We start from the raw sequence: 23,528 nt of genomic DNA, 5'->3' as shown, positions 1-23,528 counted from the left end.
CAACGCCTGCCACATTCTTGCAAGGATGGCGGGCGTTTGGGATGCGATCGCGGATCAGGGTTTGCGGAAACTGTCCAGCGACACCACCTCGGCATCGGGTTTGGGCGCGTCGGGCTCTTCCTCGACCTCGATATCGTCCTCGTCATCCTCGTCGAAATCGGGGCTTTCGAAACGCAGGCCAAATTCCACCGACGGATCGACAAAGGTGCGGATCGCGTCATAGGGGATGTAGAGGGGTTCCGGCGAGTCGCCGAAATTGAGCGTGATGGCGAACCCGTCCTCGCCCACGTCGAGATTCTCGTACCAATGCTGCATCACGATGGTCATTTCGCCCGGATAGCGATCGGCCAGCCAATCGGCCAGCTGCACCCCTTCGTACTGGGTGTCGAACGTGATGAAAAAGTGATGCGCGCCCGGCAGGCCGTGCTGTGCCACATCCGCCAGAACCGTCTTGATCAGGCCGCGCATCGCGGTGTGCATCAGGTTGCCGTAGTCGATGTCTCTCGACATGTAGTGCCCTCATTCCGTCTTGAAGCCCAGCATAGGGGATTCGGCTGGAAACAAAAGAGATCCAGCGCCGCATTTCGCAGTTAGATGAAATGACTGCCTGTGCCGGCCAGCACCAGCAGCAATATCGTTTCCCCCATGCCCCGGCGCAGCAGGATCAGCCAGAGTGCTGCCAGCGCCGCAAGGGCCAGCGCCTGCGGGTCGAGGCTGCTCGGTCGCGGGACGGGCAGCGACACCGGACCGGCGTGTAGGATCGAGATATCGGTGAACAAGACATGCAGCGTGAACCACAGTGACAGGTTCAGGATGACGCCGACCACGGCTGCAGTGATCGCGGCCAGGGCCGCCGCCGGGCGCGGGCGTCCGGCGATATGGTCGAGATAGGGTGCGGCGGTGAATATCCAAAGGAAACAGGGCACGAAGGTAGCCCAGAGTGCCACCAGACCCGCCAGCGCTGCCAGCCCCGCGCCACCGGCCAGATAGGCGCTTAGCATCGCGACGAACTGGGTTACCAGAATCAGCGGGCCCGGCGTGGTTTCGGCCAGGCCCAGCGCGTCGATCATCTGTGTGGTGGTGATCCAGTGATACTGATCGACCACGGTCTGGGTCATATAGGCAAGCACCGCATAGGCGCCGCCAAAGGTGACGACGGCCAGCTTGGCCATGAACCAGCCTATGTCGGCCAGCAGGGGCGCGTCAGATAACTCCAGCAGCAGGAGTGGCCCAAGCCACAGAACCAGCAGGGTGGCTGCAATGCGATAGGGCGGCGGGGGCAGGGCGGTCTTGTCCGGTGCCCCCGCTGCGGTTCGGAAAACCCCCCAGAGTGCTGCCGCCAGAACGATCAGCGGAAAAGGCAGTGACAAAGCAAAGATCGCTATAAAGGCCAGTCCGGCGATAATCCAGGCTGAGGGCGTCTTCAGCGCTCGGGCGGCCAGTTTGCGCAGCGCCTCTACAACGATCACGATCACCGCAGCCTTGATGCCCAGAAAACCCGCCTGTACCAGTGGCACGCTGCCGACCTGCACATAGACCGCCACCAGCGCGGCGATCACCAGCGCGCCGGGCAGCACAAACAACGCTCCCGCCAGCAACCCGCCCGTCACCCCGCGCAGACGCCAGCCGGCATAGGTGGCCAGTTGCATGGCTTCGGGGCCCGGCAACAACATGCACAGCGACAGGGCACGCAGATAGGCCCGCTCGTCCAGCCAGGGGCGGGTCTCGACCAGTTCGCGATGCATCAGCGCGATTTGTGCCGCTGGCCCGCCAAAGGAGAGAAGGCCAATGCGGCCGAAAACGCTGGCCATCTCGGTCAGTGCCGGTGGCGGCGCTGGCGCGGTGGTAGCATGCGTTCCGCCCTCGGAGGTTTTTACCGTCATGCCCGCACCCTCTAGCTGTCACGATACGCGCAGAGTGCGGAACCATCCCGACACGGACCCCAGCAAAGCTGCGGCCCCTCGCTAGCCCGTTGAGGGCTTGGGCGTCAATGCCGGGGTTTGGTCAGGCCCATTCCAGGCGCTGGCCCGTCATGCAGATGGGCAGGGTATCGGCCGGCATCTGCCCCAGCTGCTCGAACAGCGAGATCAGGTCGAACTGGTTGTATGCCTCGACGATCTTGCCGTCCTTGTAACGGGCCATCACCTGACCCGTAACCTCGATCGGGGCGCCATTGTCGGCGCGCGAGGTATGCACATGCAGGATCGCCGACAGCCAGTCGCCGTTTTCGATCGTCTTGGGGATGTCCACCCGGATATCGCCCAGGTGATAGCGAAAGGCCGAAACGAATTCGCGGAAATCGTCGGCGCCCACCTGCATCTCGGGGATCAGACCCTCGGCCATCGTGTCGCCGGCAAAGAAATCATCGATCGCATCGACATCGCCTTGTTCCCAAACCCGGGCATACCATTCCTTCAACAACTCGGACTTGTTCATCTGAGCCTCCATCGTCGCTGTCTTCACAATGGGCCCGATTGGTGAACGAATGCTGAATGGCGTCGATGAAACGGTCATCAAAAACACACTTATTGAGAGAAAGTGCAGGTTTCTGTTGCCAGGTACCTGCGAACCCCGCCTTACGCTGCTAGGCGCAAGGGCTTAGATTTCGGTGTTTCGGACTGCTTACGCAGCCAGAGCGACCGGAGCACGATTGTCGTTGGCAATTATGCTTTACGGACCGATAACGGTGGTACCCCGCCGAGACAAAGCTAACCCCTTTAGACGTCCGTCGATCCTGTTTCGGCCCCAAGGTCCCCCAACGAGGGTATCTGGTGGAGCCGCCGGGTACCGCCCCCGGGTCCGATCCGCTTATTACGAGCGCGTTTATGTCCATAGTTCCCGAGGGAACGGCTTGAATATAGTCGCTCCAGCAGCGGTTGCAACGGCAACCGACATCCTGCGAGGATGTCGGCCTGTTTTCCTGCAAGGAAAACAGGCTGGCGGGGCGCGTCCGGAAATCCTCGCAGGATTTCCGCCCGTTTTCCGCGCCGGAAAACGGCTCAGACCAGGCGGCGGATCGGGGCGCTGTTGCAGAAGATGATGACCTGTTCGCGGTTCTGCACCGCCTGAAAACCACGCTGGCGGACTTCTTCCAGGAACCGTTTCATACCGACATATCGTTCGATATCGCGGGTCTTGCGGCGGATCACCTGACCATGGGTGACGGCCTTGCAGTCAAAGACATCCCGGAGCCAGATTTCGGGGGAGAATGGGCTGGTTGAGGCGAACATGCCCCGAACTTGCCCGGCAAGGGTAAATACGCGGTTAAGACCGCGCCGCCGCGCGGGCCGCCATAACATCATCCTTGAGCGACATCGAATAGTGCATCAGCTCTGCCAGCGCGGTGTCGGCCTGCGCCGCATCCCGTGCGTCGATCGCCTCGGCGATCCGTGCGTGCAACGCCACGATGGTTCCGCGCGAACGGGCGGTAAAGGTGATCATGTTCATCAGCGGCTGCATCGCCTCGACCGCGCCGGCCAGGTGATAGGACAGCACCGGATTGGCGGCCGCATCGACCAGCGCACGGTGAAAGGCCACGTCCGAGGCGCAAAACGCCTCGTCGCTGAGGTCGGGCGCGCCTTGCTGCCGAATCTCGGCCCGCATCGCGGCCAGATGCGTGTCGCCGCGCCGTTCGACAGCCAGGGGCGCACAGGCGCGCTCCAGCGCGAACCGCGCCTCGCAGGCGGTGTCGAAACTGACCGCGTTCATCGACAGAAGCAGGGTCGAGGTGGTTATCTGCTGCGCCTGCGCATCCTCGAAACTCAGCCGGTTCACGAAAGCGCCGCCAAAGGCGCCGCGCTGGGTCCGGATCAGCGATTGCGCCGCCAGTCGCTTGAGTGCCTCGCGCACCGTGGGACGAGACACCTGGAACTGTTCGGCCAGTTCCGCCTCGGATGGCAGGCGCTCGTCCACGATCAACGCGCCCGAGACGATCGCATCCTTGATCGCCTGGGCGATCTGAACCGGAAGATCGGTGGCGCTGTTGGGGTCTATCCGCATGTCTGGAGGCCTGTGAGGTGATGGAACCGGCGGAGTGGTGGTCAGAAATCATTTGTCTGACATTTAAAAGTCTGACATTTAGAGCTTATGGCGTGAGTCGGCAAAGCGCAATCCCTTGGATGCCGGCGCGCGTTGGAAACCGGCCCTGATGTCATGTGCCGAATTGTTGCCCACCCACCGGCGGCCGCTGTTGAACGCGGCCTGGAATAGCTCGAATGGAGATCTGAGCATGGCAAGCATCTTTCCCTCACGCCGGGTTCGGCGCACTCCCTTTTCGTCTGGTGTCGAGGCGGCTGGTGTCAAAGGCTATACCGTCTACAATCACATGCTGCTGCCCACGGTGTTCGAGAGTCTGCAAGCGGACTGCGCGCATCTGAAGCAGCATGTGCAGGTTTGGGATGTGGCCTGCGAACGGCAGGTCAGCATCAAGGGACCCGATGCGCTGCGGCTGATGAAGCTGATCAGCCCGCGCGACATGGACCGCATGGCCGATGATCAGTGTTATTACGTGCCGACGGTCGATCATCGCGGCGGCATGCTGAACGACCCGGTGGCGGTGAAACTGGCCGCCGATCATTACTGGCTGTCGCTGGCTGACGGAGATCTGCTGCAATTTGCGCTGGGGATCGCCATCGCCCGCGGCTTTGATGTCGAGATCGAGGAGCCCGATGTGTCGCCGCTGGCCGTCCAGGGGCCCAAGGCGGACGATCTGATGGCGCGGGTCTTTGGCGATACGGTGCGCGATATCCGCTTTTTCCGCTACAAACGGCTGGCCTTTCAGGGGGTCGAGCTGGTGGTGGCGCGCTCTGGCTGGTCGAAACAGGGCGGCTTCGAGATCTATGTCGAGGGGTCGGAACTGGGCATGCCGCTCTGGAACGCGCTGTTTGCGGCGGGCGAGGACCTGAACGTGCGCGCGGGTTGCCCCAACAACATCGAACGTGTCGAAAGCGGGCTGTTGAGCTATGGCAACGACATGACCCGCGAGAATACGCCCTATGAATGCGGCCTGGGCAAGTTCTGCAACTCGCCCGAGGACTATATCGGCAAGGCCGCTCTGGCCGAACAGGCCAAGAACGGACCGGCACGCCAGATCCGGGCGCTGGTGATCGGTGGCGATATCCCGCCCTGTCAGGATGCCTGGCCACTGCTGGCCGATGGTCGCCGGGTGGGGCAGGTGGGGTCTGCGATTCATTCCCCTGAATTCGGCGTGAATGTCGCGATCGGCATGGTGGATCGCAGCCACTGGGCGCCCGGCAGCACGATGGAGGTGGAGACATCCGACGGCATGCGGCCGGTTACGGTGCGCGAGGGGTTCTGGCGTTAGAAGGGGGCGCTGCCCCCGCCGCGGCAGGCCGCGGCTCCCCCGGGATATTTTTGGCAAGAGGAAAGCTCCTCTGGGAAGGAAGTGATCAGATGTTCAATGCTTTGGTGGTCGACAAGGACGAAGAGAGCGGCAAGACACAGGCCGCAGTCAAGCAATTGTCGCTGGCGGATTTGCCCGAAGGCGAGGTGACGGTGGCGGTGGAGTATTCCACGGTCAACTACAAGGACGGTCTGTGCATCGGGCCGGGGGGCGGTCTGGTGCGCAAGTATCCGCATGTGCCGGGGATCGATTTTGCCGGTACGGTCGAGGCCTCGTCCGATGCGCGCTATCAGCCCGGTGACAAGGTGGTGCTGACCGGCTGGCGTGTTGGTGAGGCCCATTGGGGCGGTTACAGCCAGAAGGCCAATGTGCGCGCCGACTGGCTGGTGCCGCTGCCCGAGGGGCTGGATACCCGTCGGGCGATGGCCGTGGGCACCGCCGGTTTCACCGCGATGCTGGCGGTGATGGCGCTGGAGGATCACGGCCTGACACCGGGTCACGGGCCGGTTCTGGTGACCGGCGCCGCGGGCGGTGTCGGCTCTGTCGCGACTGCGATCCTGGCTCATCTCGGCTATGAGGTGGCCGGGGTCACCGGGCGGCCCGAGACCGCCGATTACCTGAAATCGCTGGGTGCCACCCAGATCGTGGCGCGTGAAGAGATCAACGAGACCGTGAAACGCCCGCTGGAATCCGAGACATGGGCGGGCTGTGTCGACGCGGTCGGCGGTGCCATGCTGGCGCGGGTGCTTGGCCAGATGAAATACGGCGCCTCGGTTGCTTCGGTCGGTCTGGCCGGGGGCGCGGGCCTGCCTGCCACGGTGATCCCGTTCCTGTTGCGCGGGGTCAACCTGTTGGGCATCGACTCGGTCATGCAGCCTTATGACAACCGGGTTCGGGCCTGGGAGCGGATCGCCCGCGATCTGCCGATGGACAAGCTGGAGGCGATGATCCAACCGGCGACCCTGTCCGATCTGCCGCAGCTGGGGGCCGATATCCTCAAGGGGCAGGTCAAGGGGCGCGTGGTCGTCGACGTCAACGCCTGATCCGGTATGAATGACATGAGGCCCCCGGAGACATTTCCGGGGGCCTCTCCTTGTCAGGCAGCGGCGGTTTCGAAGAAGCCCACCGAATTCCCGTCGAGGTCCTTGGCGTAAAAGAACCGCCCGGCCGGGAGCGGGATGGCGGGCGAGAGCACCTCGCCACCGGCTTCGGTCACGCGCGCCATGGTCTGTTCCAGCGCACCCTGGGCCGCAAGGTGCAGGGTCGGGCCGCGCCCGTCACCCGCGGGTTTTCCGGGATAAAGATGCAGGGCCACGCCGGTTTCGGTATTGGCGGGTTTGAACACCGCCATCGGGTTCGGGCCGCTGGTGTCGATGCTCAGTTCGGCGCCGGTGACGGTCTGATAGAACGCCAGGCTGCGCTTCATATCGGTCACGGGCAGTTCGCCCCAGACCAGGAAATGCGCGGGTTTGTAGCTCATCGTCTTACCTCATTGCTTGCGATGAGGGCTGTATCGCGCGGCATGCAGACAAATCCTGTCATCAGCGGAGTGACTTGACCCCGCCCCAATCGGAAGGCATCCATTTGCCAGCAGAAAAGAGGGTCAAGATGGCGCTGGATATCGACTTTGTCCGCAAGCAGTTTCCCGCATTTGCCGAGCCGTCGCTGAACGGTCAGGCGTTTTTCGAAAACGCGGGCGGGTCCTATACCTGCCAGCCGGTGATCGACCGGCTGACCCGGTTCTATACCCAGCGCAAGGTACAGCCCTATGCGCCCTACGAGGCAAGCCGGCTGGGCGGTGCCGAGATGGACGAGGCACGCGCGCGCATGGCCGCGATCCTGGGGGTCGAAACTGACGAATTGAGCTTTGGCCCCTCGACTACCCAGAACACATATGTTCTGGCGCAGGCGTTCCGGCAATGGATGCAGCCGGGCGAGGCGATCATCGTCACCAATCAGGATCACGAGGCCAATTCCGGCCCCTGGCGGCGGCTGGCCGAGGCGGGGATCGAGGTGCGCGAATGGCAGATCGACCCGGAAACCGGCCATCTCAACCCCGAGGATCTGGAGGATCTGCTGGACGAGAGCGTGCGGCTGGTCTGTTTCCCCCATTGCTCCAACGTGGTGGGCGAGATCAACCCGGTGACCGAGATCACCGCCATCGCCCATGCCGCCGGGGCCTTTGTCTGTGTCGACGGGGTGTCCTATGCACCCCACGGTTTTCCCAATGTCGGAGAGCTGGGGCCCGATATTTACCTGTTCTCGGCCTACAAGACCTATGGCCCGCATCAGGGGCTGATGGTGATCCGCCGCCCGCTGGGCGAGCTGTTGCCCAATCAGGGGCACTATTTCAACGCCGGGGTATTGTACAAACGGTTCACCCCCGCAGGACCCGATCACGCGCAGGTGGCGGCCTGTGCGGGCATGGCCGATTATATCGACCAGCTGGCGGCCCATCACGGGGTTGCCGAGACCGATGCTGCGGCGCGTGGGGCGGCGGTGCATGACCTGATGCGTGCGCATGAGGTGGCGCTGCTGCAACCGCTGCTCGATGCGGTGTCGGCGCGCAATTCGGTGCGCCTGCTTGGCCCGGACCGGGCAGAGGGGCGGGCACCGACCGTGGCGCTGGCGCTGAACCGCCCGGCGGAGCCGGTGGCGGCGGACCTGGCGCAATACGGCATCATGGCGGGTGGCGGCGATTTCTATGCGGTGCGCCCATTGGGGGCGATGGGGGTCGATCCGGCGCAGGGTGTGCTGCGGCTCAGCTTTACCCATTACACCAGCAAGGATGAGATCGCGCAGCTGATCGAGGCGCTCGACCGGGTGTTGTGATCCGGGAACGCCTTCGTCTCGTAACACCTTTGATGAGACGGAGATTTGCGTGACCGATACCCGACCGATCCTGTACTGGCTGCGGCGCGATCTGCGCCTTGCCGATCATCCCGGCCTGACCGCCGCCGCAGCCAGCGGGCGCCCGGTGATTGCGGTGTTCATCCATGACCAGACGGTGTCGGAACTGGGAGCGGCACCTGCGTTCCGGCTGGGCCTTGGGCTGGCACGGTTTGGTGCCACGCTGGGCGAGATCGGCAGCCGGCTGATCCTGCGGCGCGGCCCGGCGCTGGAGGTCTTGCAGGCGCTGATTGCCGAGACCGGCGCGGGGTCTGTCTGGTGGACCCGCGACTATACCCCCCAGGCCATCAGCCGTGACAGCCCGGTCAAGGCGGCGATGAAACAGGCGGGGATCGAGGCACGCTCGTTTGGCGGCGCGCTGCTGTTCGAACCCTGGACGGTAGAGACCGGCACCGGCGGCTATTACAAGGTTTACACACCATTCTGGCGGGCGGTCAGCCAGCGCGAGGTAGCCGTGCCCGATGCGGCGCCCGCGCGCCTGCGGGCGCCTTCGTCATGGCCCGGATCCGATGCGCTGTCCGACTGGCGGCTGGATGCGCCGATGCGCCGGGGCGCGGCGGTGGTCGCGGCGCATCAGGCGCCTGGAGAGGCGGCGGCGCTGGAGCGTCTGGACCGGTTCGTCGAAACAGGGATCGGCGGCTATGCCAAATGTCGCGACCTTCCCGCTGGTGAGGGCACCTCGACCCTGTCGGATGCGCTCAGCCTTGGCGAGATCGGGCCGCGCACCCTTTGGCATCGCGCGACCGAGGCAGCACGGCAGGGCGCCGCCGGGGCCGAGACCTGGATGAAGCAACTGGTCTGGCGCGATTTTGCCTATCACCTGATGTATCACACACCGCATTTGCTGAGCGACAACTGGCGCCCGGGCTGGGAGGCGTTTCCGTGGAGTACCGAGCGAACCGATCCCGGCTTTGTCGCCTGGACGCGCGGGCGCACCGGTATACCGCTGGTCGATGCCGCCATGCGCGAGATGTATGTGACCGGGCGCATGCACAACCGCGCCCGGATGATCGCCGCAAGTTACCTAACCAAACATCTGATGATACACTGGAAACTGGGAATGGACTGGTTTGCCGATTGCCTGACCGACTGGGATCCGGCGGCCAATGCGATGGGCTGGCAATGGGTGGCGGGATGTGGGCCGGATGCCGCGCCCTATTTCCGCGTCTTCAACCCCGAGACTCAAGGAAAGAAGTTCGATGCCGATGGCCGCTATCGCAAGCGCTGGATCGCCGAGGGGCAGACGCACCCGCCCGAGACCGCGCTTGCCTATTTCGACGCGGTGCCCATGCATTGGGGGCTGCGGCCAGATGCGGCCTATCCGGCGCCGGTGGTGACACTGAATATGGGGAGAAAACGGGCACTTGCGGCCTATTCCGACGCCTTTCAGCGGGAGGGTGACGGAAAACTTGCCTGAGTCGGCATCGCGTCCTAACCTGTCGATCGAACCGCAACGGGGAGGGGCGGATGATCCTGACGTCAACAGAGGGGCAGCAGGGCCTGCCCAGATATTTTCCTCAGGTAATGCAGATGCTTGCCAGTATGGAGGCCGGTCGTCTCGACATTGCCTTGCCGGATGGGCGTGTGTTCCGGTCCGAGGGGGCCGAACCCGGCCCGGTGGCCCGGGTCGATATCCACGACACGGATGTCTTTGCCCGGCTGATCCGCGAGGGTGAACTGGGCTTTTCCGACGCCTATCTGGAGCAGGAATGGAGCACGCCGGACCTGCGCGCCTTCATGGATCTTGTGCATCAGGGCAACGAGACCGTCTATGACGGGTTTACCGGCCAGTTCCTGGCCCGCGCCTATGAGCGCCTTCGGTTCTGGCTGCAACGCAACCATCGCAAACAGGCCAAGAAGAACATCTCGTACCACTATGATCTGGGCAATGAGTTCTACGGGCTCTGGCTGGACGAGACGATGACCTATTCCAGCGCCCTGTTCGAGACCGGGCAGGAAAGTCTGGAAAAGGCGCAGGAGGCAAAATATGCCAGCCTGCTGGACGAGATGGGCGCGCAGCCGGGTGATCACATCCTTGAAATCGGCTGTGGCTGGGGCGGCTTCGCCGAATATGCCGCACGCGAGCGCGGGATGCGGGTGACTGGGCTGACGATCAGTCAGGAACAGATCAAGTTTGCGCGGGAGCGTATTGAAAAGGCAGGGCTTTCCGGACGGGTCGAGTTCAAGTTGCAGGATTACCGCGACGAGCGTGGCAGCTATGACGGCATTGCCTCGATCGAGATGTTCGAGGCCGTGGGCGAGAAATACTGGCCGGTCTATTTCGACACGGTGCGCGCGCGCTTGAAACCGGGCAAGCGGGCGACGTTGCAGATCATCACCGTGGCCGACCGGCGGTGGGAGATTTACCGAAACGGCGTCGATTTCATCCAGAAATACATCTTTCCCGGCGGCATGCTGCCTGCACCGCGTATCCTGCGCGAACAGGTGGCGCGGGCGGGGCTGGATTTCGTGCAATCCAAGGAGTTCGGCAAAAGTTATGACCTGACGCTCAGACGCTGGTACGAGACCTTCAACGACAAATGGGATCAGGTGGCGGAACTCGGCTTTGACGACCGGTTCCGGCGGATGTGGAATTTCTACCTCACGTCCTGTGGAGCGGCCTTTGACACCGGCACCTGCGATGTGACACAGATGACAGTGGCCCGTCCGAACCAAAGCTGAGACCACCGCACATGCCCACAGCCGCTCGTCTTGTTGCCGCCCTCTGTCTGGCTCTGCTGGCGTTTGTCGTGTCCGAACAGGTCAAGCCTCAGCTGCCCGAGGGGACCGATTTCGGATATTTCAACTGGGTGAACTCCGGCCTTGGCCTGCTGTGCGGTTGGATCGTGATGGGGCCGCGCGCCGGGCGCGGCATTGTCAACGGCATCAATAACGGGCTTACGGGGGTGGGCGCGCTGCTATTCTGGGGCCTCTTTGTGCATGGCGCCTACGAAATGTTTCGGTTGGCGATGCGCAACCGGTATGATGGCCCGTTCGAGGCGGTATTGGCGATTTTTGAAGAAGGGGTCGAGTTTGGCAGCGCCCTTCTGGTACCTCATATCATTGTAACCCTTCTTGTCGGGGCGGTGGTGTCCGGCCTAGCCGCCGAGATCGCTTGGAGGCGCTGGCGCTGATCCCTCCTTCACCAAAGGACTAAAACCCTCTGTGACTGATTTGTTCTTTTACGGCACGCTGCGCCATGCGCCGCTCCTTGAACTTGTTCTTGGCACGTCAGACCCGTTGCCCGAGATTACTGCCGCCAGCTTGCCCGATCACGCGGTGTTTGGCGTTCAGGGGCAACCTTTTCCGATGATCCAGGTGGCGCCTGGCGCCCGGGCCGAGGGACTACTGGTGCGCGGACTGACCTCGCTGCAACTGGATCGGTTGAATTTCTACGAGGGAGGCTTTGCCTATGACCTGCGCGCGGTCAAGGTTACGCTGGCTGCGGGTGGCACCGCCACGGCCCAGGTCTTCTTTCCGCAAGAGGGGCTATGGACGCCGGATGCGCCCTGGCAACTGGCGGACTGGGTCGCCGAATGGGCACCACTCAGCCTGTATGCGGCCGCCGAGGTGATGGATTTCTATGGCCGCCTGACACCTGATCAGATAGCCCGTAGCTTTCGCGCCATCCGGGTAAGGGCTGCGGCGCGGCTGGCCGCGGCGACGCGCGCCGGTGATCCCGAACGCGACCTTGCCTGCGATGTCGTGGTCGAGCGCCACGCCCGTGCCTACGTGAACTATTTCGGCCTCGACGAAATGGATGTGCGCCATCGCCGCAACGATGGGAGCATGAGCGAGCGCCTCAACCGGGGAGCTTTGATGACCGGTCAGGCCTCGGTGATACTGCCCTATGACCCGATACGTGATCAGGTTCTGATCGTAGAACAGTTCCGCGCGCCCGTTTTCCTGATCGGCGATCCCGCCCCCTGGATGTGGGAGGCGGTCGCCGGCATGATCGACCCGGGCGAAACGCCGGAGCAAGCCGCATTGCGCGAACTGCGCGAAGAGGCGCATTTGGAGGCACGCGCTCTGGAGCCGGCGGGCAAGGCCTATTCCTCTAGCGGGTCGTCGACCGAATTCGTGCATCTTTTCGTGGCATTGGCGGATATCGTTAAAGAAACGAAACAGGGTGGTCTGGCAAGCGAAGGCGAAGATATTCGCAGCCGCATCCTGTCCTTTGACGTACTGATGGCGCAGGTTGATGCACAAGAGATCAAGGATTTGCCGCTGCTGTCTCTGGCGAACTGGTTGGCCCGGCATCGTGACCGTCTGCGTGGCTGATTGCACCGACAACCGGTTCCTCGCTTGAGGTCGGGGGCGCGCAGGGCTACATCGGGTGCAGCAAGACAAGTTTGTGAGGGCGACATGCGCATTGCACGCGATCTGGCCGAGGCCGTTGGACATACCCCGCTGATCCGGCTGCGCCGGGTCAGCGAAGAGACCGGATGCGAGATCTATGGCAAGGCCGAGTTCATGAACCCGGGCCAGTCGGTCAAGGACCGTGCCGCGCTTTACATCATCCGCGACGCCATTGCGCGCGGCGAATTGCAGCCGGGCGGCACCATCGTCGAGGGCACCGCCGGAAACACCGGTATCGGCCTGGCGCTGGTTGGTGCCTCGATGGGGTTCAAAACCGTCATCGTGATCCCCGAGACCCAGTCCGAGGAAAAGAAGGACATGCTGCGCCTGGCGGGGGCCGAACTGGTGCAGGTGCCCGCCGCGCCCTATCGCAATCCCAACAACTTCGTGCGCTATTCCGAGCGACTGGCGCGTGAACTGGCCAAGACCGAACCCAATGGCGCCATCTGGGCCAACCAGTTCGACAATATCGCCAACCGGCAGGCGCATGTGGAAACCACCGGCCCCGAAATCTGGGAACAGACCGACGGCAAGGTCGACGGGTTTGTCGCGGCGGTGGGTTCGGGCGGTACGCTTGCGGGAGTGGCCGAGGCGTTGCAACCCAAGGGGGTCAAGATAGCGCTGGCCGACCCGATGGGGGCGGGACTTTACAGCTATTACACCACCGGTGAACTGGCGATGGAGGGCGGCTCGATCGCCGAAGGCATCGGTCAGGTGCGGATCACCCGGAACCTCGAAGGGTTCAAACCCGATTTCGCCTATCAGGTGCCCGATGCCGAGGCGCTGCCCTATATCTTTGACCTGCTGCGGCAGGAAGGGCTGGTCATGGGCGGCTCGACCGCGATCAACATCGCCGGCGCCGTGCGTATGGCGCGCGAGATGGGGCCGGGTCATACCATCGTCACCATGCTGTGCGACTATGGAACCCGTTACCAGTCCAAACTGTTCAACCCGGATTTCCTGCGCGAGAAGAACCTGCCCGTGCCCGACTGGATGACCCGTGCGCCCAGTTCGATCCCGGGCGTGTTCGAGGACGTCTGACATGACGATGGGCCGGGTGTTGCGGTCTTTGCTCACCGCGCTGCTGCTGTTGACGGCGAGCGCGCTCTCGGCCCAGTTGACCGACGAGAGTCGTGCCTATTACGACCGATGGGTACGCACCGCCGAGCGCGCGGAAGAGGTTATCAAACTCAACCGTGCGTCGCAGGCCGCGTTCGAGCAATTGCGTGCCGAGATAAGATCTTACCGGGATACCTTCAACCGGGTTCGAGGCGAGAATTCGGACCGGATCAAGACGCTCGAGGCACAGATCGCGGCTCTGGGGCCCAAACCCGGTGACGGCGAGAGCGAGGCCGAGGACATCGCCCGGCTGCGCACCCATCTGAACGAGCAGCTCGCCAAGCTGACCGTACCGCGCATCATCTCGGAAGAGGCCTATAGCCGTGCCAACGGCCTGATCAACGAGATCGACCGCATCGTGCGGGCGCGCGATACCAAGGAACTGCTCAAACGCGGGCCGTCGCCGCTCAATCCCGAATATTGGCCGGACGCGTGGAAGGACATCAAACGGGCGATGACGGCGCTGGCCAACGAGGTCGCGTTCAACATGCGCTCGGACGTGGTGCGCGAACGGCTGAAAAGCAATGGCCCCGGCATCTTGCTCTTGAGCGTCGTGGGGCTGGTTTTCCTTGCCCGCGGGCGCAGATGGTCGGAACAGGCGGGCGATTTCCTGCGCTCGCTGGGCGGGGTCGGAACCGGGGTCTGGTCCTTCGTGGTGTCGTTGCTCAGGATCCTGATCCCCTGGGTCGGTGTCATGTTCCTGGTCCAGTCGCTTGAGATGATGGACATCACCGGTTTGCGCGGAGCGCTGATACTTGAGCAAGTGCCTTATTGGGCGGCGGCGATCCTGTATTTCAACTGGATCGGCCGCCAGGTCTTTCTGTTCAATGCCGGTACCGGCTTTCGCTATCTCAGCCAGTCGCAGGTGCGGGTAACCCGTCTGTGTGTCGATCTTCTGGCCGTGATGCTGGTGCTGCACGACCTGCTCGTGCTGTTCGAGCGGCTTGAGAACATTCCCGAGGCCACGCGCGCGGTGACCGGTTTCCCGATAATCGTGATGACCGCGCTTCTGCTGCTCAGGCTTCAGCGGGTGCGTGCGCAGGGGCAGGTCAAGGGCGGCACGGTGGACGGCGCAGAGGCCGCGCGTGGCGGTGCGGGGTTCAGCCGCATGGTCGAGTTCCTGCGGCGCGCGCTCTACCTGCTGGGCATCGCGTCGCCGGTACTGGCGATGTTCGGCTACAACAACGCCGCCGAGGCGCTGGTCTATCCGGCGGTCAAGACACTGGCGCTGATTGCGGCGCTGGTGATCGTCCAGCGATTTCTAACCAATGTCTATGGATGGCTGACCCGCAAAGGCGACGAGGCGGGGGATTCGCTCTTTTCCGTGATCCTCGGTTTCCTGTTGGCAATCCTGGCGCTGCCGCTGCTGGCGCTTTATTGGGGTGCGCGCGAGGCAGAGCTGACCGAGATCTGGTCGCGCATCATGATTGGGTTCGATATCGGCGGCGTGGTCATTTCGCCGTCGAACTTCCTGACCTTTGCGCTGGTCTTTGCCATCGGCTATACAGTGACCCGGCTGTTGCAGGGCGGCTTGCGCAACTCGCTGCTGCCCAAGACGCGGCTCGACCCCGGCGGCCAGAATGCCATTGTCGCCGGCACAGGGTACCTCGGCATCTTCCTAGCGGCGCTGCTGGCGATCACCATGGCCGGGTTCGACCTGTCGTCGCTGGCCATCGTTGCTGGTGCGCTCTCGGTCGGGATCGGTTTTGGTCTTCAGACCATCGTGTCCAACTTCGTCTCGGGCATCATCTTGCTGATCGAGCGCCCGATCTCCAAGGGCGACTGGATCGATGTGAACGGGCAGATGGGCTATGTCCGTGACATCTCGGTACGCTCAACCCGGATCGAGACCTTTGACCGAACCGATGTGATCATCCCCAACTCGGATCTGATCAGCGGCAGCGTCACCAACTATACCCGCGGCAATACGGTGGGCAGGGTGATCGTGCCGGTGGGCGTGGCCTATGGCACCGATACCCGCAAGGTCGAGGCGATCCTGCGCGAGATTGCCGAGGCGCATCCGATGGTGCTGGCCAACCCCGCACCCAACGTGGTGTTTCAGCGCTTTGGCGCGGATTCGCTCGATTTCGAGATCCGGGCCATACTGCGAGATGTGAACTGGGTGCTGTCGGTGAAATCCGACATGAACCACGAGATCAACCGCCGGTTCGCGGAAGCGGGGATCGAGATACCCTTTGCCCAGCGAGATGTCTGGCTGCGCAACCCCGAGGTGCTGAACGGCAAGGCCACGCCACCTGCCGCGCCCCCCACAGTGAGCGAGGCCGCCACGCTGACAGAGGGCGACATGGATGTAGGAGCTGCAGATGACTACTAAACCGCTTTTCCTGCAGGATGCCTATCTGCGGCAGGCTCCGGCCCGGGTGATCGGCCATACCGACGAGGGGGGCGTGATCCTGGACCGCTCGCTGTTCTATGCGACCGGCGGAGGTCAGCCGGGCGATAGCGGCTTGCTCCGCTGGGGCGGGGGAGAGATGGCGGTCGTCTCCACGATCAAGGCGGGCGAGGGCATCATCGCGGTGATCCCGGCCGAGGGTTCCACGCCGCCGCCGGCCGGCAGCGAGGTGATACAAGAACTCGACTGGGAGCGGCGCCACGCCCATATGCGCGTCCATACCGCGCTGCATCTTCTGTCGGTGGTGATCCCGCTCGAGGTTTCGGGTGGTGCGATCGCGGCGGACAAGGGGCGGCTCGACTTCAACATGCCCGAGGCGCCCGAGGACAAGGCAGCGCTGGAACAGGCGTTGCAGACACTGATCGACCGCGATTTGTCGGTGACCGAAAACTGGATCACCGATGCGGAACTGGACGCCAATCCGGCCCTAGTCAAGACCATGTCAGTCTCGCCGCCGCGCGGCAGCGGCCGGGTGCGGCTGGTGCGGATCGGGCAGGGCGCCGATCAAGTTGATCTGCAACCCTGCGGAGGAACCCATGTGGCCCGCACCGGTGAAATCGGAAGGATAAGGCTGGGTAAGATCGAAAAGAAAGGCCGCCAGAACCGCCGCGTCTATCTGCATCTGGATGGGTAGCGATAAAGGGAAAAACCCCCTTGCAAATCTTGTCCCGATGGTCGAAACACCCCGTCACGGACAGTTGGCCGAGTGGTCGAAGGCGCACGCCTGGAAAGTGTGTAGGCGGGGAACCGTCTCGAGGGTTCGAATCCCTCACTGTCCGCCATCGTTTTTCGGTAAGGCATTCAATTCTTATATTTTTTTTGCAAAATCCTTTTTCGCGTCCCCCACGTAGTCCCCCTCTATGCCACGGTTCGATAGTGGATTTCTGAAACATTCTAGATGTAGCAGTGAGTTTTCGTTTTGAGCAAAGTATGGTTTTTCACCTCCCCGCTCCAATGTTGTTGATCTGCCAAAGTTTGGAAAGCTGCCCAAGGTTCTTCCAGTGTTGGATTCAGCTTGACGACATCCTACACGAGGTTTCCTGTAATCTTCGATGACCCGAACAATGAGGGCGAAGTCATGTTGAAGCTGACTATTTGTCTAGGATTCCTCGCTATTGTAGCAGACACAGCGAATGCAGAGACTAAACCGAATGCATTTCAGCGTGCCAAAGTTCTGTCCGCAAACGCTCTTTCCATCACCATTGAGCATAGTAAGTGGGGTAAGAAAATAGCGTTCTCGCAAGCCGCTAAGCACTGTGAGAGTCTAAATAAAGTTGCTGTCTATCAAGGATCATCCCAACAATATGGCCCGGACGTAATTTCGACTTGGCGCTGCGAATGAACGCTACTTGTTTCAGGTGACCGAAAGAATCCAAAGCTTAGAAGTTCAAATTCTAGGTCAGCTTTGGCTGATACCTTGAAAGACGAAGTTTTCGTGCCGCGCGTTTCCTACAGCCTTCGCAGCAGTATCGTGAATCGACACGGCGCCATTCTGGCAACAGGTCGCCACACCAATTGCAGGTCCAGTCGCGGCGCATCAATCTCCGCAGCATCGCAATAGCGCGCTTCCTTCGGTTGCCGTTGTTTCCGGTCCATTTGTAGGATTCAAAGGAAACCGCGAAGGGTGGTTCGCTGTCTACTATCCAGAGCGCGTTCGGGTCTGGCCCAGGCATTTCCGAAACTCTATTTTTTCACCCAAAGCCGGGTTACTACGTTGATAACACTATATCTTAATAGGTAGCACTGCCTATCATCTTATCCTTTCCAATCTCGCGCAATGCCGCACCAGAGCCGCCCGTTCGGCCCGTGTCGCTGCCAATCAGTCATCCTGCGCCATTCATCCAGAGACACGACGCGGCCCGTCCAGGTCGTCACGCGGCCCCCAACTGTTACATTCTTTGGATTGGCTTGCGGCGCTTTGGGCGTTGTGACACTCACGGAATTGGGGGCAATGGGCTGGGCAGGCGTCGCAGGGCGCATTGCTACATCCGCTACAATCGCTACATGCGCGCGTGGTGTAGCGGGAATAGCAAGTGTAGCAGGGGGGCAGGTATCGTTTTCACGCCCCCTGGCCAGCTTGGCAAGTTCGGCTTGTGCATCAAACCACATCGCCACCGCTCCGCACGATGCACCATGCTTCGGCCCGCGTCGCCCCGCGCACCACCGCGCCCGCATCCAGTCGGACCAGCCATCTATGTTTTTCGAGGATGCCCAGCGCAGCCCGTGCTTTCGGTGTTTCCCGCAAAGCGTTTGGTCCCATCTGCACCACGTCCCGCGCCATGATTTCAGGATGCGGCCAGCTTTCCAAAAGCCACCTGCGCAAGGTTTCGGCCTTGTCGATTTCCGCAGAAACCGTTGCAGCGCTTGCCAGCCGTGAAGCCTCGGAAAGGTAAAACTGCGCCAGTGTGATGGCGTCGGCCATGTCGCTGGGCTGCACCTCATAGGCGTCAAGGTCGCGCCACAGGGTCAGCACGCCCGCGATCCGCGCCGCCTGTTCTGCCGCCTTCGATGCGGTGCCGGTGATGTGTGCCAGGTCGCCGCCTGAGGCCTGCGCAGCTTCCGTTGCATCCGCAAAGACTGCCAGCAATGTGCGGGCGTCGGGGGCAAGCCCAAGGACGCGCGGTTGCAGTTCACGGGTCTTTGGGTCCACCGGCATGGGCGTTTCGAGGATGGCGCGCAGCCGCCCTGCAAAGTTCACAAGCGCCGCCTCATCACGCCGTGCGTTCAGTTGAAACCGGGTTCCGATGGCGCTGGGCGGTTCGCACATCAGGAAACGGGGCAGAAAGCCAGTGTCAGACGCCAGCGGGTCGGCCATGAAGCCCCGCGCGACGGTCGGCTGCACCATCAGGTGTACCGCCAGCCGCCGCCCGTACAAGGTCGCGTGTCCGTCGCCTGAGCGCGTGCGCCGGATGGCGTTCCCCTGCCAAAGGTCATTCAACGCCGCCAGCGTCTTTTGGCGGTTCTCCGAGTTCATCGCGTGCCCGCCAAGGAATTGCCCGCCTTCGTCCGAGAAAAGGCCAAGGCTGGGCTGGCCCGTCGCGAACAGCTTGGTCAGTCCCTCGAATGTCGGTTCGGTCACGGTCCGGTCAGCCGATGGCGGGGCGTCGGGTTCCGGCCCCAGACCATCGAGGTCGGCTAGCGCGGCGGTGCGCTTTTCGCCTTTGCCCTTCTTGGCCTCCGAAAGGATCCGGTCGCGCTCTCCCTTCCAGAGCGCCTGGGCATTGCGCCAGCTTTCCATTGCATCGCGCTGGGCGATTGCCTGTTCCCGTTCATACTCGCGCAGCGCCGCCATCAGGGGCGCGTCACATGTTGATTTGCGCTCCCCGCTTCGGGCGATGGTCAGCGCGTAAAGCGACAAGGGGCGCGTCCCGCCTAGCGTGTCCACATCGGCAAAGCCCTGCACCGCCAGTGATGCCACCGACAGCGCCGATTGCGCCGGGATGGCGACGGGGGATTGCGTGATACCCTGTACCGCCTCCACAGCCGCGCGCAGCGGCCCCAGGGCGTCAACGGGGTAGGCTGCTCCGGGGGATATGTCCCGCACCAGCGGTTGCGGCCCTTCGGGCCTGTATTGAATCGGCTGGGGCGCGGTCATACGAAACCCCCTTTCATGGTCAGAATGTCATTCCAGTCGCGGCCATCGGGCGCGCGCAACAGCGAGACTTCCCAGCCCAGCGCGTGCGCCCGTGCGGCCAGTGCGTTTGCAGCTTCACGGCCCGGCCTGTCGCCATCGGGCGCGATGGTCAGCCGTCCCGGTTCTTCAGGCAGACGCAGCCCCCGGATGCCGGATGTGGACAGAGCCGCCCATACGGTCGCAGGCGTGCGCAGAAGGCCGGACGCAAGACTAAGAGCGGTTTCGATGCCTTCCGCCACCACCAGCGGCCCCGGCCCCTCAGTGAGCCGTACAGCGCCGCCAGAGACGGCCCCCAGCATCAGCTTGGCGGGGTCTATCTCGGCCTTGCCAGCGCCATCGGTGCGCAGGTAGGTGCGATGCACCGCGAAGCCTTCTCCCCCTTCGATAAGCGCCACTAGGGCTGGGAGCCGCTTGGCGGTTGCGTGCCAGCACTCGGGGTGAAAACGCAATGTGTTGGGCACCTCGCAGGTGATAGCGCGGTTCCGCAGGTAGGTTTCCGCGATGGTTCCGGCGATGGGTTGGGTTTTGCCCCAGAGCCGGTTGGCCTGCATCGCCCGCTTGGTGGTTTCGGCCCGCCGTTCGGCTTCGCGACGTGCCAGTTCAAACGGATCGGGCGGTGTGTACCTTCCGGGGGCGCCGCCAGCCGCCTCCAGAATATCCATGAAGTCGCAAGCTGATTTCTTGCAGTTCAACAGCAAGCGACCGTTGGTGCCATCGGCCAAGGTCAGCGCGTTTTGTTGTTGGCGGCCTTCTATTTGGCAGACTGGGCAGGGTGCCGCGCCATAGGAGCGATACCACTTGCCGCCCAGCTCAAGCGTCAGGGTGCGTGCGTCAGCCATTAGCTTGCCCCCCAGATCAACACGGCCATCGCGTGCGCCTGCGCTTCAGTCAGGGCAAAACGGTGCATCAGGTACTGGATTTGCAGACGGGTCATATTGCGCCCCCCATCCAGACTTTCGAGCGGAGAACATAACGACCGTGACGGCCCGGATATTTGCCACCGTGGTCCTCCCAAACCGTTTCGATTTTGATACCCATATCGCGGAGCGAATGGACATATGCGCTCCATCTCGGAGCGGGCTGATCAATTGGCGTGCAGCCAATCGGCCCCGCCGCCGTCAACATGTCGAGCGCCCATTTCAAACGGCCTGAAAGATGGATGGTGAAACGCTCACCTTCGCATGTCGTCACGCGATAGGATGAGCGCTCCCGGTACTGGCACGCCTTATTGTCATGTGCTAGGTTGCAGACATCTTCCGCTGTCGCTTGGATAGGTGTTTGTGCCCCGGTCGCGCCCGCCAGCGCGCCGGGGTTTTCATTCGCAACCATGTTAGGCCACCCGCTTTTCGCGGGCCTCCATCCATTCGGTGATATCGCTTTCTTTCCAAGCGACAAGGCGTTCCCCCAGCTTGACCGGCTGGGGGAAGTCGCCCCGTTTCATCCAGTCGTAGATGGTCGAACGCGAAAGCCCAGTGCGGGCCTCTACCTCGGGGCGGCGGATCAATATATCTGCCATTTGGTTATCCTTTCCGGCAGGACACGAGCGGAATGCCGTGCTTCATGTCGGAAAGGAAAACCCAAAGGACCACGCCAAGAATAAAGGAGCTTAATCAGTCCTTTTGAGGGGTATTCTCCTTACATACATGTCGTGCCCAAGTTTCCGGGCTGGTCGCAAGATCGAGGCATGAAAAGACCTTCGACAAAAAATCTAAAAATGGCCCATAAGCGGGGTTTCCTGTGCCATGGGGATTTGTCGAAACAGTTGGTCTATTGCCGGACAAATCCGCAAAAGCATTGTAGACTTCCCGTGCCGTATAGAGGGCTGTGGTTTCCAATGGCCTTCCTGGCGGTTTGCCCGTTGATGGCTCATGCGGCCCTTCTGGCTCAAATGCAGACATTACCGAAGGCGAATGGGGATCAATGTTTTTTGAGGCAACCTCGATTTCCTCGGCCATACTAGAGAGAAGCCCTGTCAATGCGCCAACCGCCTCATTGAGGGGCAAAGCGGGCGTATGTTGACGGGCGTATTCGTGCTGGGTTTTGTATGCTCTAACCCCCATTTCCTCTAGTTCGCCCATCCCATACCAACCGACACTTTCAAGTGCCTTCGACGCTTTTCGCAGGTGCTGCGCGGCTTTCTGCATCGCAAGTCTATCTTTGTCTGGGCGAGTGTCACTGCGCTCAATCCATTGCAAAGCAGCAGCAGTATCTGCTGATTCGTAAATTTCGTTCGCCCACTGCCTAGCCTTTTGGGTTTCGACAGATGGGAAATGCTTTTCTATCGCATTTTGTAATTTTTGCTTCGCTTCAAAAATAGGCTTCACGCCATCCTCACCACGTTCTCGCCTTGCGCCTTCTCGCCACGAAGGAACGCGCCCCAATCTTCCATCATGTTCCGCCGTCGTTCCAGCATGTCAGAGCGTTGATAAGCCCGCTCGACTTCGGAGCCGATGAAATGCGCCAGAGCGATCTCGGCCATGTCGCGGGGATAACCGCGTTCCGCCGCCCATTGCCGGAAAGTTGAACGCAGCCCGTGCGGTACGGCAGGGCGCTTGCTACGCAGGTCCAGATAACCGAGTTCACCGGCTTTTTCCCGCGCCTCCTGCATTCGCCGCATGACGGCGGAAATGCTCATGTCGGACAGCATTCCGCCACGCGGAGCGAAGAACACATAGGGCGAGCCATCCATGCGAGGCAGGTCTTTTAGCAGCGCCACCGTCTCGCCTGTCAGCGGCACGCGATGCTCGCGCCCGTTCTTCATGCGTGAGGACGGAACCGTCCATGTCGCGGAAGTCGCAAAAGTCGCAACGGGGGGGGCGTCGGTTTTGTCCTGCGGTCCGAAGTCGATTTCGTCCCACATCATGCCCCGCACTTCGCCCGAGCGTGCGGCGGTCAGGGTAAGAAATTGGAGTGCACGCGCGGCCATACCGTCGCGTTTGGCAAGTTCAGCCCACCAGCGGGAAACGTCGCCCAATGACAGCGCCGGTTGGTTCTCGGCCTTCGCCACCTTGTTCGGCTTAGGCAGCATTTCCGAAAGGTTGCCTTTCCACCGTGCCGGGTTCTCGCCGGTTCGGTACCCTGCCACGGTCGCCCAGGACAGGACGTTTTCGATCCGGCCCCGAAGGCGCGTAGCGGTTTCAGTCTTGGTCTGCCAGATTGGTTCCAGCACCCGCAACACGTCTTGAACAGTGATATACGCAACCTGCTTAGCTCCGAGCACGGGCGCGGCATAGGCATCCAGCGTCGAACGCCATTGCTTGCGGTGCTTTTTATTTCGGAATTCGTCCAGCTTGCTTGAAAGGTATTTGTCTACGGCAACGGCGAAGGTCAGCGAAGCACGGGCTTCGCGTTTCTCTTGCAATGGGTCGCCACCCAACATCGCCTTGCCCCTGTTTTCCAGCGCCAGTTGTCGTGCTGTCGCCAACGGCACCGCCGGGGGACTGCCCAAACCAATTTCGGTTCGCTTGCCGTGAATGTTGATGCGTTGCACCCACTGCTTGCCGCCATTGGTTCGAACGCGCAGGAATAGCCCGTGACCGTCGAAATATTTTCCGGGTTCGGAGACAGTCTCCACGAAACGAGCGGTCAATGCCTTCTCGGGCTTTCGTATGCCGTTAGTTGCCACGATGTGTCCCCCATAATATCCCCCACATTAACGTGGATTGGATAGGAATATGGGGGAAGTTACCGGACAGTGTAAGTATCTAAGTCACTTATTTTGGTTGAAAATT

23 protein-coding genes, 1 tRNA gene and 1 other RNA gene are annotated in these 23,528 nt (G+C 62.0%); 12 read left to right on the top strand and 13 right to left on the bottom strand.

All coding sequences use genetic code 11. The features are described from left to right. Positions 1 to 54 precede the first annotated feature (54 nt). The 6 genes from AC2FNY_RS02220 to AC2FNY_RS02195 all read right to left on the bottom strand — a co-directional run bounded on the left by AC2FNY_RS02220 (position 55) and on the right by AC2FNY_RS02195 (position 3,999). The gene (locus AC2FNY_RS02220) at positions 55 to 510 is read right to left on the bottom strand and encodes an SspB family protein (RefSeq protein ID WP_234136601.1); all 456 of its coding nucleotides are present in this window, start codon (positions 508 to 510) and stop codon (positions 55 to 57) included. Positions 511 to 590: 80 nt separating this feature from the next. Next, a complete protein-coding gene (gene chrA / locus AC2FNY_RS02215; RefSeq protein WP_496801497.1) occupies positions 591 to 1,883 on the bottom strand; it encodes a chromate efflux transporter in 1,293 nt (430 codons plus the stop codon). A gap of 121 nt (positions 1,884 to 2,004) precedes the next feature. After that, complete coding sequence (locus AC2FNY_RS02210) at positions 2,005 to 2,436, bottom strand: ester cyclase (RefSeq protein ID WP_234144073.1); 432 nt, start codon at positions 2,434 to 2,436, stop codon at positions 2,005 to 2,007. Positions 2,437 to 2,537: 101 nt separating this feature from the next. Beyond that, positions 2,538 to 2,886: a transfer-messenger RNA gene (gene ssrA / locus AC2FNY_RS02205) on the bottom strand. Positions 2,887 to 2,999: 113 nt separating this feature from the next. Then, positions 3,000 to 3,230: an aspartate aminotransferase gene (locus AC2FNY_RS02200; protein WP_234136603.1), complete on the bottom strand. Its 231-nt coding sequence runs from the start codon at positions 3,228 to 3,230 to the stop codon at positions 3,000 to 3,002. Between the two features lie 34 nt (positions 3,231 to 3,264). Further along, positions 3,265 to 3,999: a FadR/GntR family transcriptional regulator gene (locus AC2FNY_RS02195; RefSeq protein ID WP_496801496.1), complete on the bottom strand. Its 735-nt coding sequence runs from the start codon at positions 3,997 to 3,999 to the stop codon at positions 3,265 to 3,267. A gap of 229 nt (positions 4,000 to 4,228) precedes the next feature. Here AC2FNY_RS02195 and AC2FNY_RS02190 point away from each other — a divergent pair, with 229 nt between their 5' ends. Both AC2FNY_RS02190 and acuI read left to right on the top strand, forming a co-directional pair. Next, positions 4,229 to 5,323 (top strand): dimethylsulfoniopropionate demethylase, encoded by a 1,095-nt coding sequence (locus AC2FNY_RS02190; protein WP_496801495.1) that lies wholly within the window; start codon positions 4,229 to 4,231, stop codon positions 5,321 to 5,323. An 89-nt stretch (positions 5,324 to 5,412) separates the two neighbouring features. Next, positions 5,413 to 6,405, top strand: coding sequence for an acryloyl-CoA reductase (acuI, locus tag AC2FNY_RS02185; RefSeq protein WP_234136606.1), 993 nt, complete (start codon positions 5,413 to 5,415; stop codon positions 6,403 to 6,405). 53 nt (positions 6,406 to 6,458) lie between these two features. Here the strand turns inward: acuI and AC2FNY_RS02180 are convergent, their stop codons facing one another. Then, entirely contained in the window at positions 6,459 to 6,842 is a 384-nt protein-coding gene (locus AC2FNY_RS02180) for a VOC family protein (RefSeq protein ID WP_496801494.1), read from the bottom strand. A 128-nt stretch (positions 6,843 to 6,970) separates the two neighbouring features. Here AC2FNY_RS02180 and AC2FNY_RS02175 point away from each other — a divergent pair, with 128 nt between their 5' ends. The 10 genes from AC2FNY_RS02175 to AC2FNY_RS02130 all read left to right on the top strand — a co-directional run bounded on the left by AC2FNY_RS02175 (position 6,971) and on the right by AC2FNY_RS02130 (position 17,505). Then, positions 6,971 to 8,194: an aminotransferase class V-fold PLP-dependent enzyme gene (locus AC2FNY_RS02175; RefSeq protein ID WP_496801493.1), complete on the top strand. Its 1,224-nt coding sequence runs from the start codon at positions 6,971 to 6,973 to the stop codon at positions 8,192 to 8,194. Positions 8,195 to 8,243: 49 nt separating this feature from the next. Next, a complete protein-coding gene (locus AC2FNY_RS02170; protein WP_496801492.1) occupies positions 8,244 to 9,689 on the top strand; it encodes a cryptochrome/photolyase family protein in 1,446 nt (481 codons plus the stop codon). Between the two features lie 50 nt (positions 9,690 to 9,739). After that, the gene (locus AC2FNY_RS02165; protein WP_496801491.1) at positions 9,740 to 10,954 is read left to right on the top strand and encodes a class I SAM-dependent methyltransferase; all 1,215 of its coding nucleotides are present in this window, start codon (positions 9,740 to 9,742) and stop codon (positions 10,952 to 10,954) included. 11 nt (positions 10,955 to 10,965) lie between these two features. Then, positions 10,966 to 11,406 carry a TrgA family protein gene (locus AC2FNY_RS02160; RefSeq protein ID WP_234136611.1) on the top strand — a complete coding sequence of 147 codons (441 nt, stop codon included), beginning with the start codon at positions 10,966 to 10,968 and terminating at the stop codon, positions 11,404 to 11,406. Positions 11,407 to 11,437: 31 nt separating this feature from the next. Then, positions 11,438 to 12,553, top strand: coding sequence for an NUDIX domain-containing protein (locus AC2FNY_RS02155; protein ID WP_496801490.1), 1,116 nt, complete (start codon positions 11,438 to 11,440; stop codon positions 12,551 to 12,553). 84 nt (positions 12,554 to 12,637) lie between these two features. Beyond that, on the top strand, positions 12,638 to 13,672 hold the full coding sequence (locus AC2FNY_RS02150; protein WP_234136613.1) for a cysteine synthase A: 1,035 nt from the start codon (positions 12,638 to 12,640) through the stop codon (positions 13,670 to 13,672). Positions 13,673 to 13,679: 7 nt separating this feature from the next. After that, positions 13,680 to 16,085 (top strand): DUF3772 domain-containing protein, encoded by a 2,406-nt coding sequence (locus tag AC2FNY_RS02145; RefSeq protein WP_496801695.1) that lies wholly within the window; start codon positions 13,680 to 13,682, stop codon positions 16,083 to 16,085. Then, entirely contained in the window at positions 16,075 to 16,797 is a 723-nt protein-coding gene (locus AC2FNY_RS02140) for an alanyl-tRNA editing protein (RefSeq protein ID WP_234162489.1), read from the top strand. Before AC2FNY_RS02145 ends, AC2FNY_RS02140 begins: the two co-directional genes overlap by 11 nt. Before the next feature lie 58 nt (positions 16,798 to 16,855). Continuing rightward, positions 16,856 to 16,945 (top strand) — tRNA-Ser (locus AC2FNY_RS02135). A gap of 296 nt (positions 16,946 to 17,241) precedes the next feature. After that, entirely contained in the window at positions 17,242 to 17,505 is a 264-nt protein-coding gene (locus tag AC2FNY_RS02130; RefSeq protein WP_496801489.1) for a hypothetical protein, read from the top strand. A 756-nt stretch (positions 17,506 to 18,261) separates the two neighbouring features. Here the strand turns inward: AC2FNY_RS02130 and AC2FNY_RS02125 are convergent. From AC2FNY_RS02125 to AC2FNY_RS02100, 6 genes are all read right to left on the bottom strand, one after another. Next, complete coding sequence (locus tag AC2FNY_RS02125) at positions 18,262 to 19,758, bottom strand: YfjI family protein (protein WP_496801488.1); 1,497 nt, start codon at positions 19,756 to 19,758, stop codon at positions 18,262 to 18,264. After that, the gene (locus tag AC2FNY_RS02120; RefSeq protein WP_496801487.1) at positions 19,755 to 20,636 is read right to left on the bottom strand and encodes a DUF7146 domain-containing protein; all 882 of its coding nucleotides are present in this window, start codon (positions 20,634 to 20,636) and stop codon (positions 19,755 to 19,757) included. Before AC2FNY_RS02120 ends, AC2FNY_RS02125 begins: the two co-directional genes overlap by 4 nt. 91 nt (positions 20,637 to 20,727) lie before the next feature. Further along, on the bottom strand, positions 20,728 to 21,126 hold the full coding sequence (locus AC2FNY_RS02115) for a winged helix domain-containing protein (RefSeq protein WP_496801486.1): 399 nt from the start codon (positions 21,124 to 21,126) through the stop codon (positions 20,728 to 20,730). A 1-nt stretch (position 21,127) separates the two neighbouring features. Further along, positions 21,128 to 21,313: a helix-turn-helix transcriptional regulator gene (locus AC2FNY_RS02110; protein WP_496801485.1), complete on the bottom strand. Its 186-nt coding sequence runs from the start codon at positions 21,311 to 21,313 to the stop codon at positions 21,128 to 21,130. A gap of 94 nt (positions 21,314 to 21,407) precedes the next feature. After that, entirely contained in the window at positions 21,408 to 22,121 is a 714-nt protein-coding gene (locus AC2FNY_RS02105; RefSeq protein WP_496801484.1) for a hypothetical protein, read from the bottom strand. Further along, on the bottom strand, positions 22,118 to 23,422 hold the full coding sequence (locus tag AC2FNY_RS02100; protein WP_496801483.1) for a tyrosine-type recombinase/integrase: 1,305 nt from the start codon (positions 23,420 to 23,422) through the stop codon (positions 22,118 to 22,120). The genes AC2FNY_RS02105 and AC2FNY_RS02100 overlap by 4 nt, the downstream gene beginning before the upstream one ends. Positions 23,423 to 23,528: the final 106 nt, after the last annotated feature.

It is taken from the genome of Ruegeria sp. BHSC223 (genome assembly GCF_059613025.1).
This window is presented reverse-complemented; position numbering and strand designations above follow the sequence as displayed.

Bases quoted from the DNA above. Each gene is read 5' to 3' on its own strand.
- AC2FNY_RS02220 (WP_234136601.1), bottom strand. From the start codon at position 510: ATGTCGAGAGACATCGACTACGGCAACCTGATGCACACCGCGATGCGC.
- chrA (WP_496801497.1), bottom strand. From the start codon at position 1,883: ATGACGGTAAAAACCTCCGAGGGCGGAACGCATGCTACCACCGCGCCA.
- AC2FNY_RS02210 (WP_234144073.1), bottom strand. From the start codon at position 2,436: ATGAACAAGTCCGAGTTGTTGAAGGAATGGTATGCCCGGGTTTGGGAA.
- AC2FNY_RS02200 (WP_234136603.1), bottom strand. From the start codon at position 3,230: ATGTTCGCCTCAACCAGCCCATTCTCCCCCGAAATCTGGCTCCGGGAT.
- AC2FNY_RS02195 (WP_496801496.1), bottom strand. From the start codon at position 3,999: ATGCGGATAGACCCCAACAGCGCCACCGATCTTCCGGTTCAGATCGCC.
- AC2FNY_RS02190 (WP_496801495.1), top strand. From the start codon at position 4,229: ATGGCAAGCATCTTTCCCTCACGCCGGGTTCGGCGCACTCCCTTTTCG.
- acuI (WP_234136606.1), top strand. From the start codon at position 5,413: ATGTTCAATGCTTTGGTGGTCGACAAGGACGAAGAGAGCGGCAAGACA.
- AC2FNY_RS02180 (WP_496801494.1), bottom strand. From the start codon at position 6,842: ATGAGCTACAAACCCGCGCATTTCCTGGTCTGGGGCGAACTGCCCGTG.
- AC2FNY_RS02175 (WP_496801493.1), top strand. From the start codon at position 6,971: ATGGCGCTGGATATCGACTTTGTCCGCAAGCAGTTTCCCGCATTTGCC.
- AC2FNY_RS02165 (WP_496801491.1), top strand. From the start codon at position 9,740: ATGATCCTGACGTCAACAGAGGGGCAGCAGGGCCTGCCCAGATATTTT.
- AC2FNY_RS02160 (WP_234136611.1), top strand. From the start codon at position 10,966: ATGCCCACAGCCGCTCGTCTTGTTGCCGCCCTCTGTCTGGCTCTGCTG.
- AC2FNY_RS02150 (WP_234136613.1), top strand. From the start codon at position 12,638: ATGCGCATTGCACGCGATCTGGCCGAGGCCGTTGGACATACCCCGCTG.
- AC2FNY_RS02145 (WP_496801695.1), top strand. From the start codon at position 13,680: ATGGGCCGGGTGTTGCGGTCTTTGCTCACCGCGCTGCTGCTGTTGACG.
- AC2FNY_RS02140 (WP_234162489.1), top strand. From the start codon at position 16,075: ATGACTACTAAACCGCTTTTCCTGCAGGATGCCTATCTGCGGCAGGCT.
- AC2FNY_RS02130 (WP_496801489.1), top strand. From the start codon at position 17,242: ATGTTGAAGCTGACTATTTGTCTAGGATTCCTCGCTATTGTAGCAGAC.
- AC2FNY_RS02125 (WP_496801488.1), bottom strand. From the start codon at position 19,758: ATGACCGCGCCCCAGCCGATTCAATACAGGCCCGAAGGGCCGCAACCG.
- AC2FNY_RS02120 (WP_496801487.1), bottom strand. From the start codon at position 20,636: ATGGCTGACGCACGCACCCTGACGCTTGAGCTGGGCGGCAAGTGGTAT.
- AC2FNY_RS02115 (WP_496801486.1), bottom strand. From the start codon at position 21,126: ATGGTTGCGAATGAAAACCCCGGCGCGCTGGCGGGCGCGACCGGGGCA.
- AC2FNY_RS02110 (WP_496801485.1), bottom strand. From the start codon at position 21,313: ATGGCAGATATATTGATCCGCCGCCCCGAGGTAGAGGCCCGCACTGGG.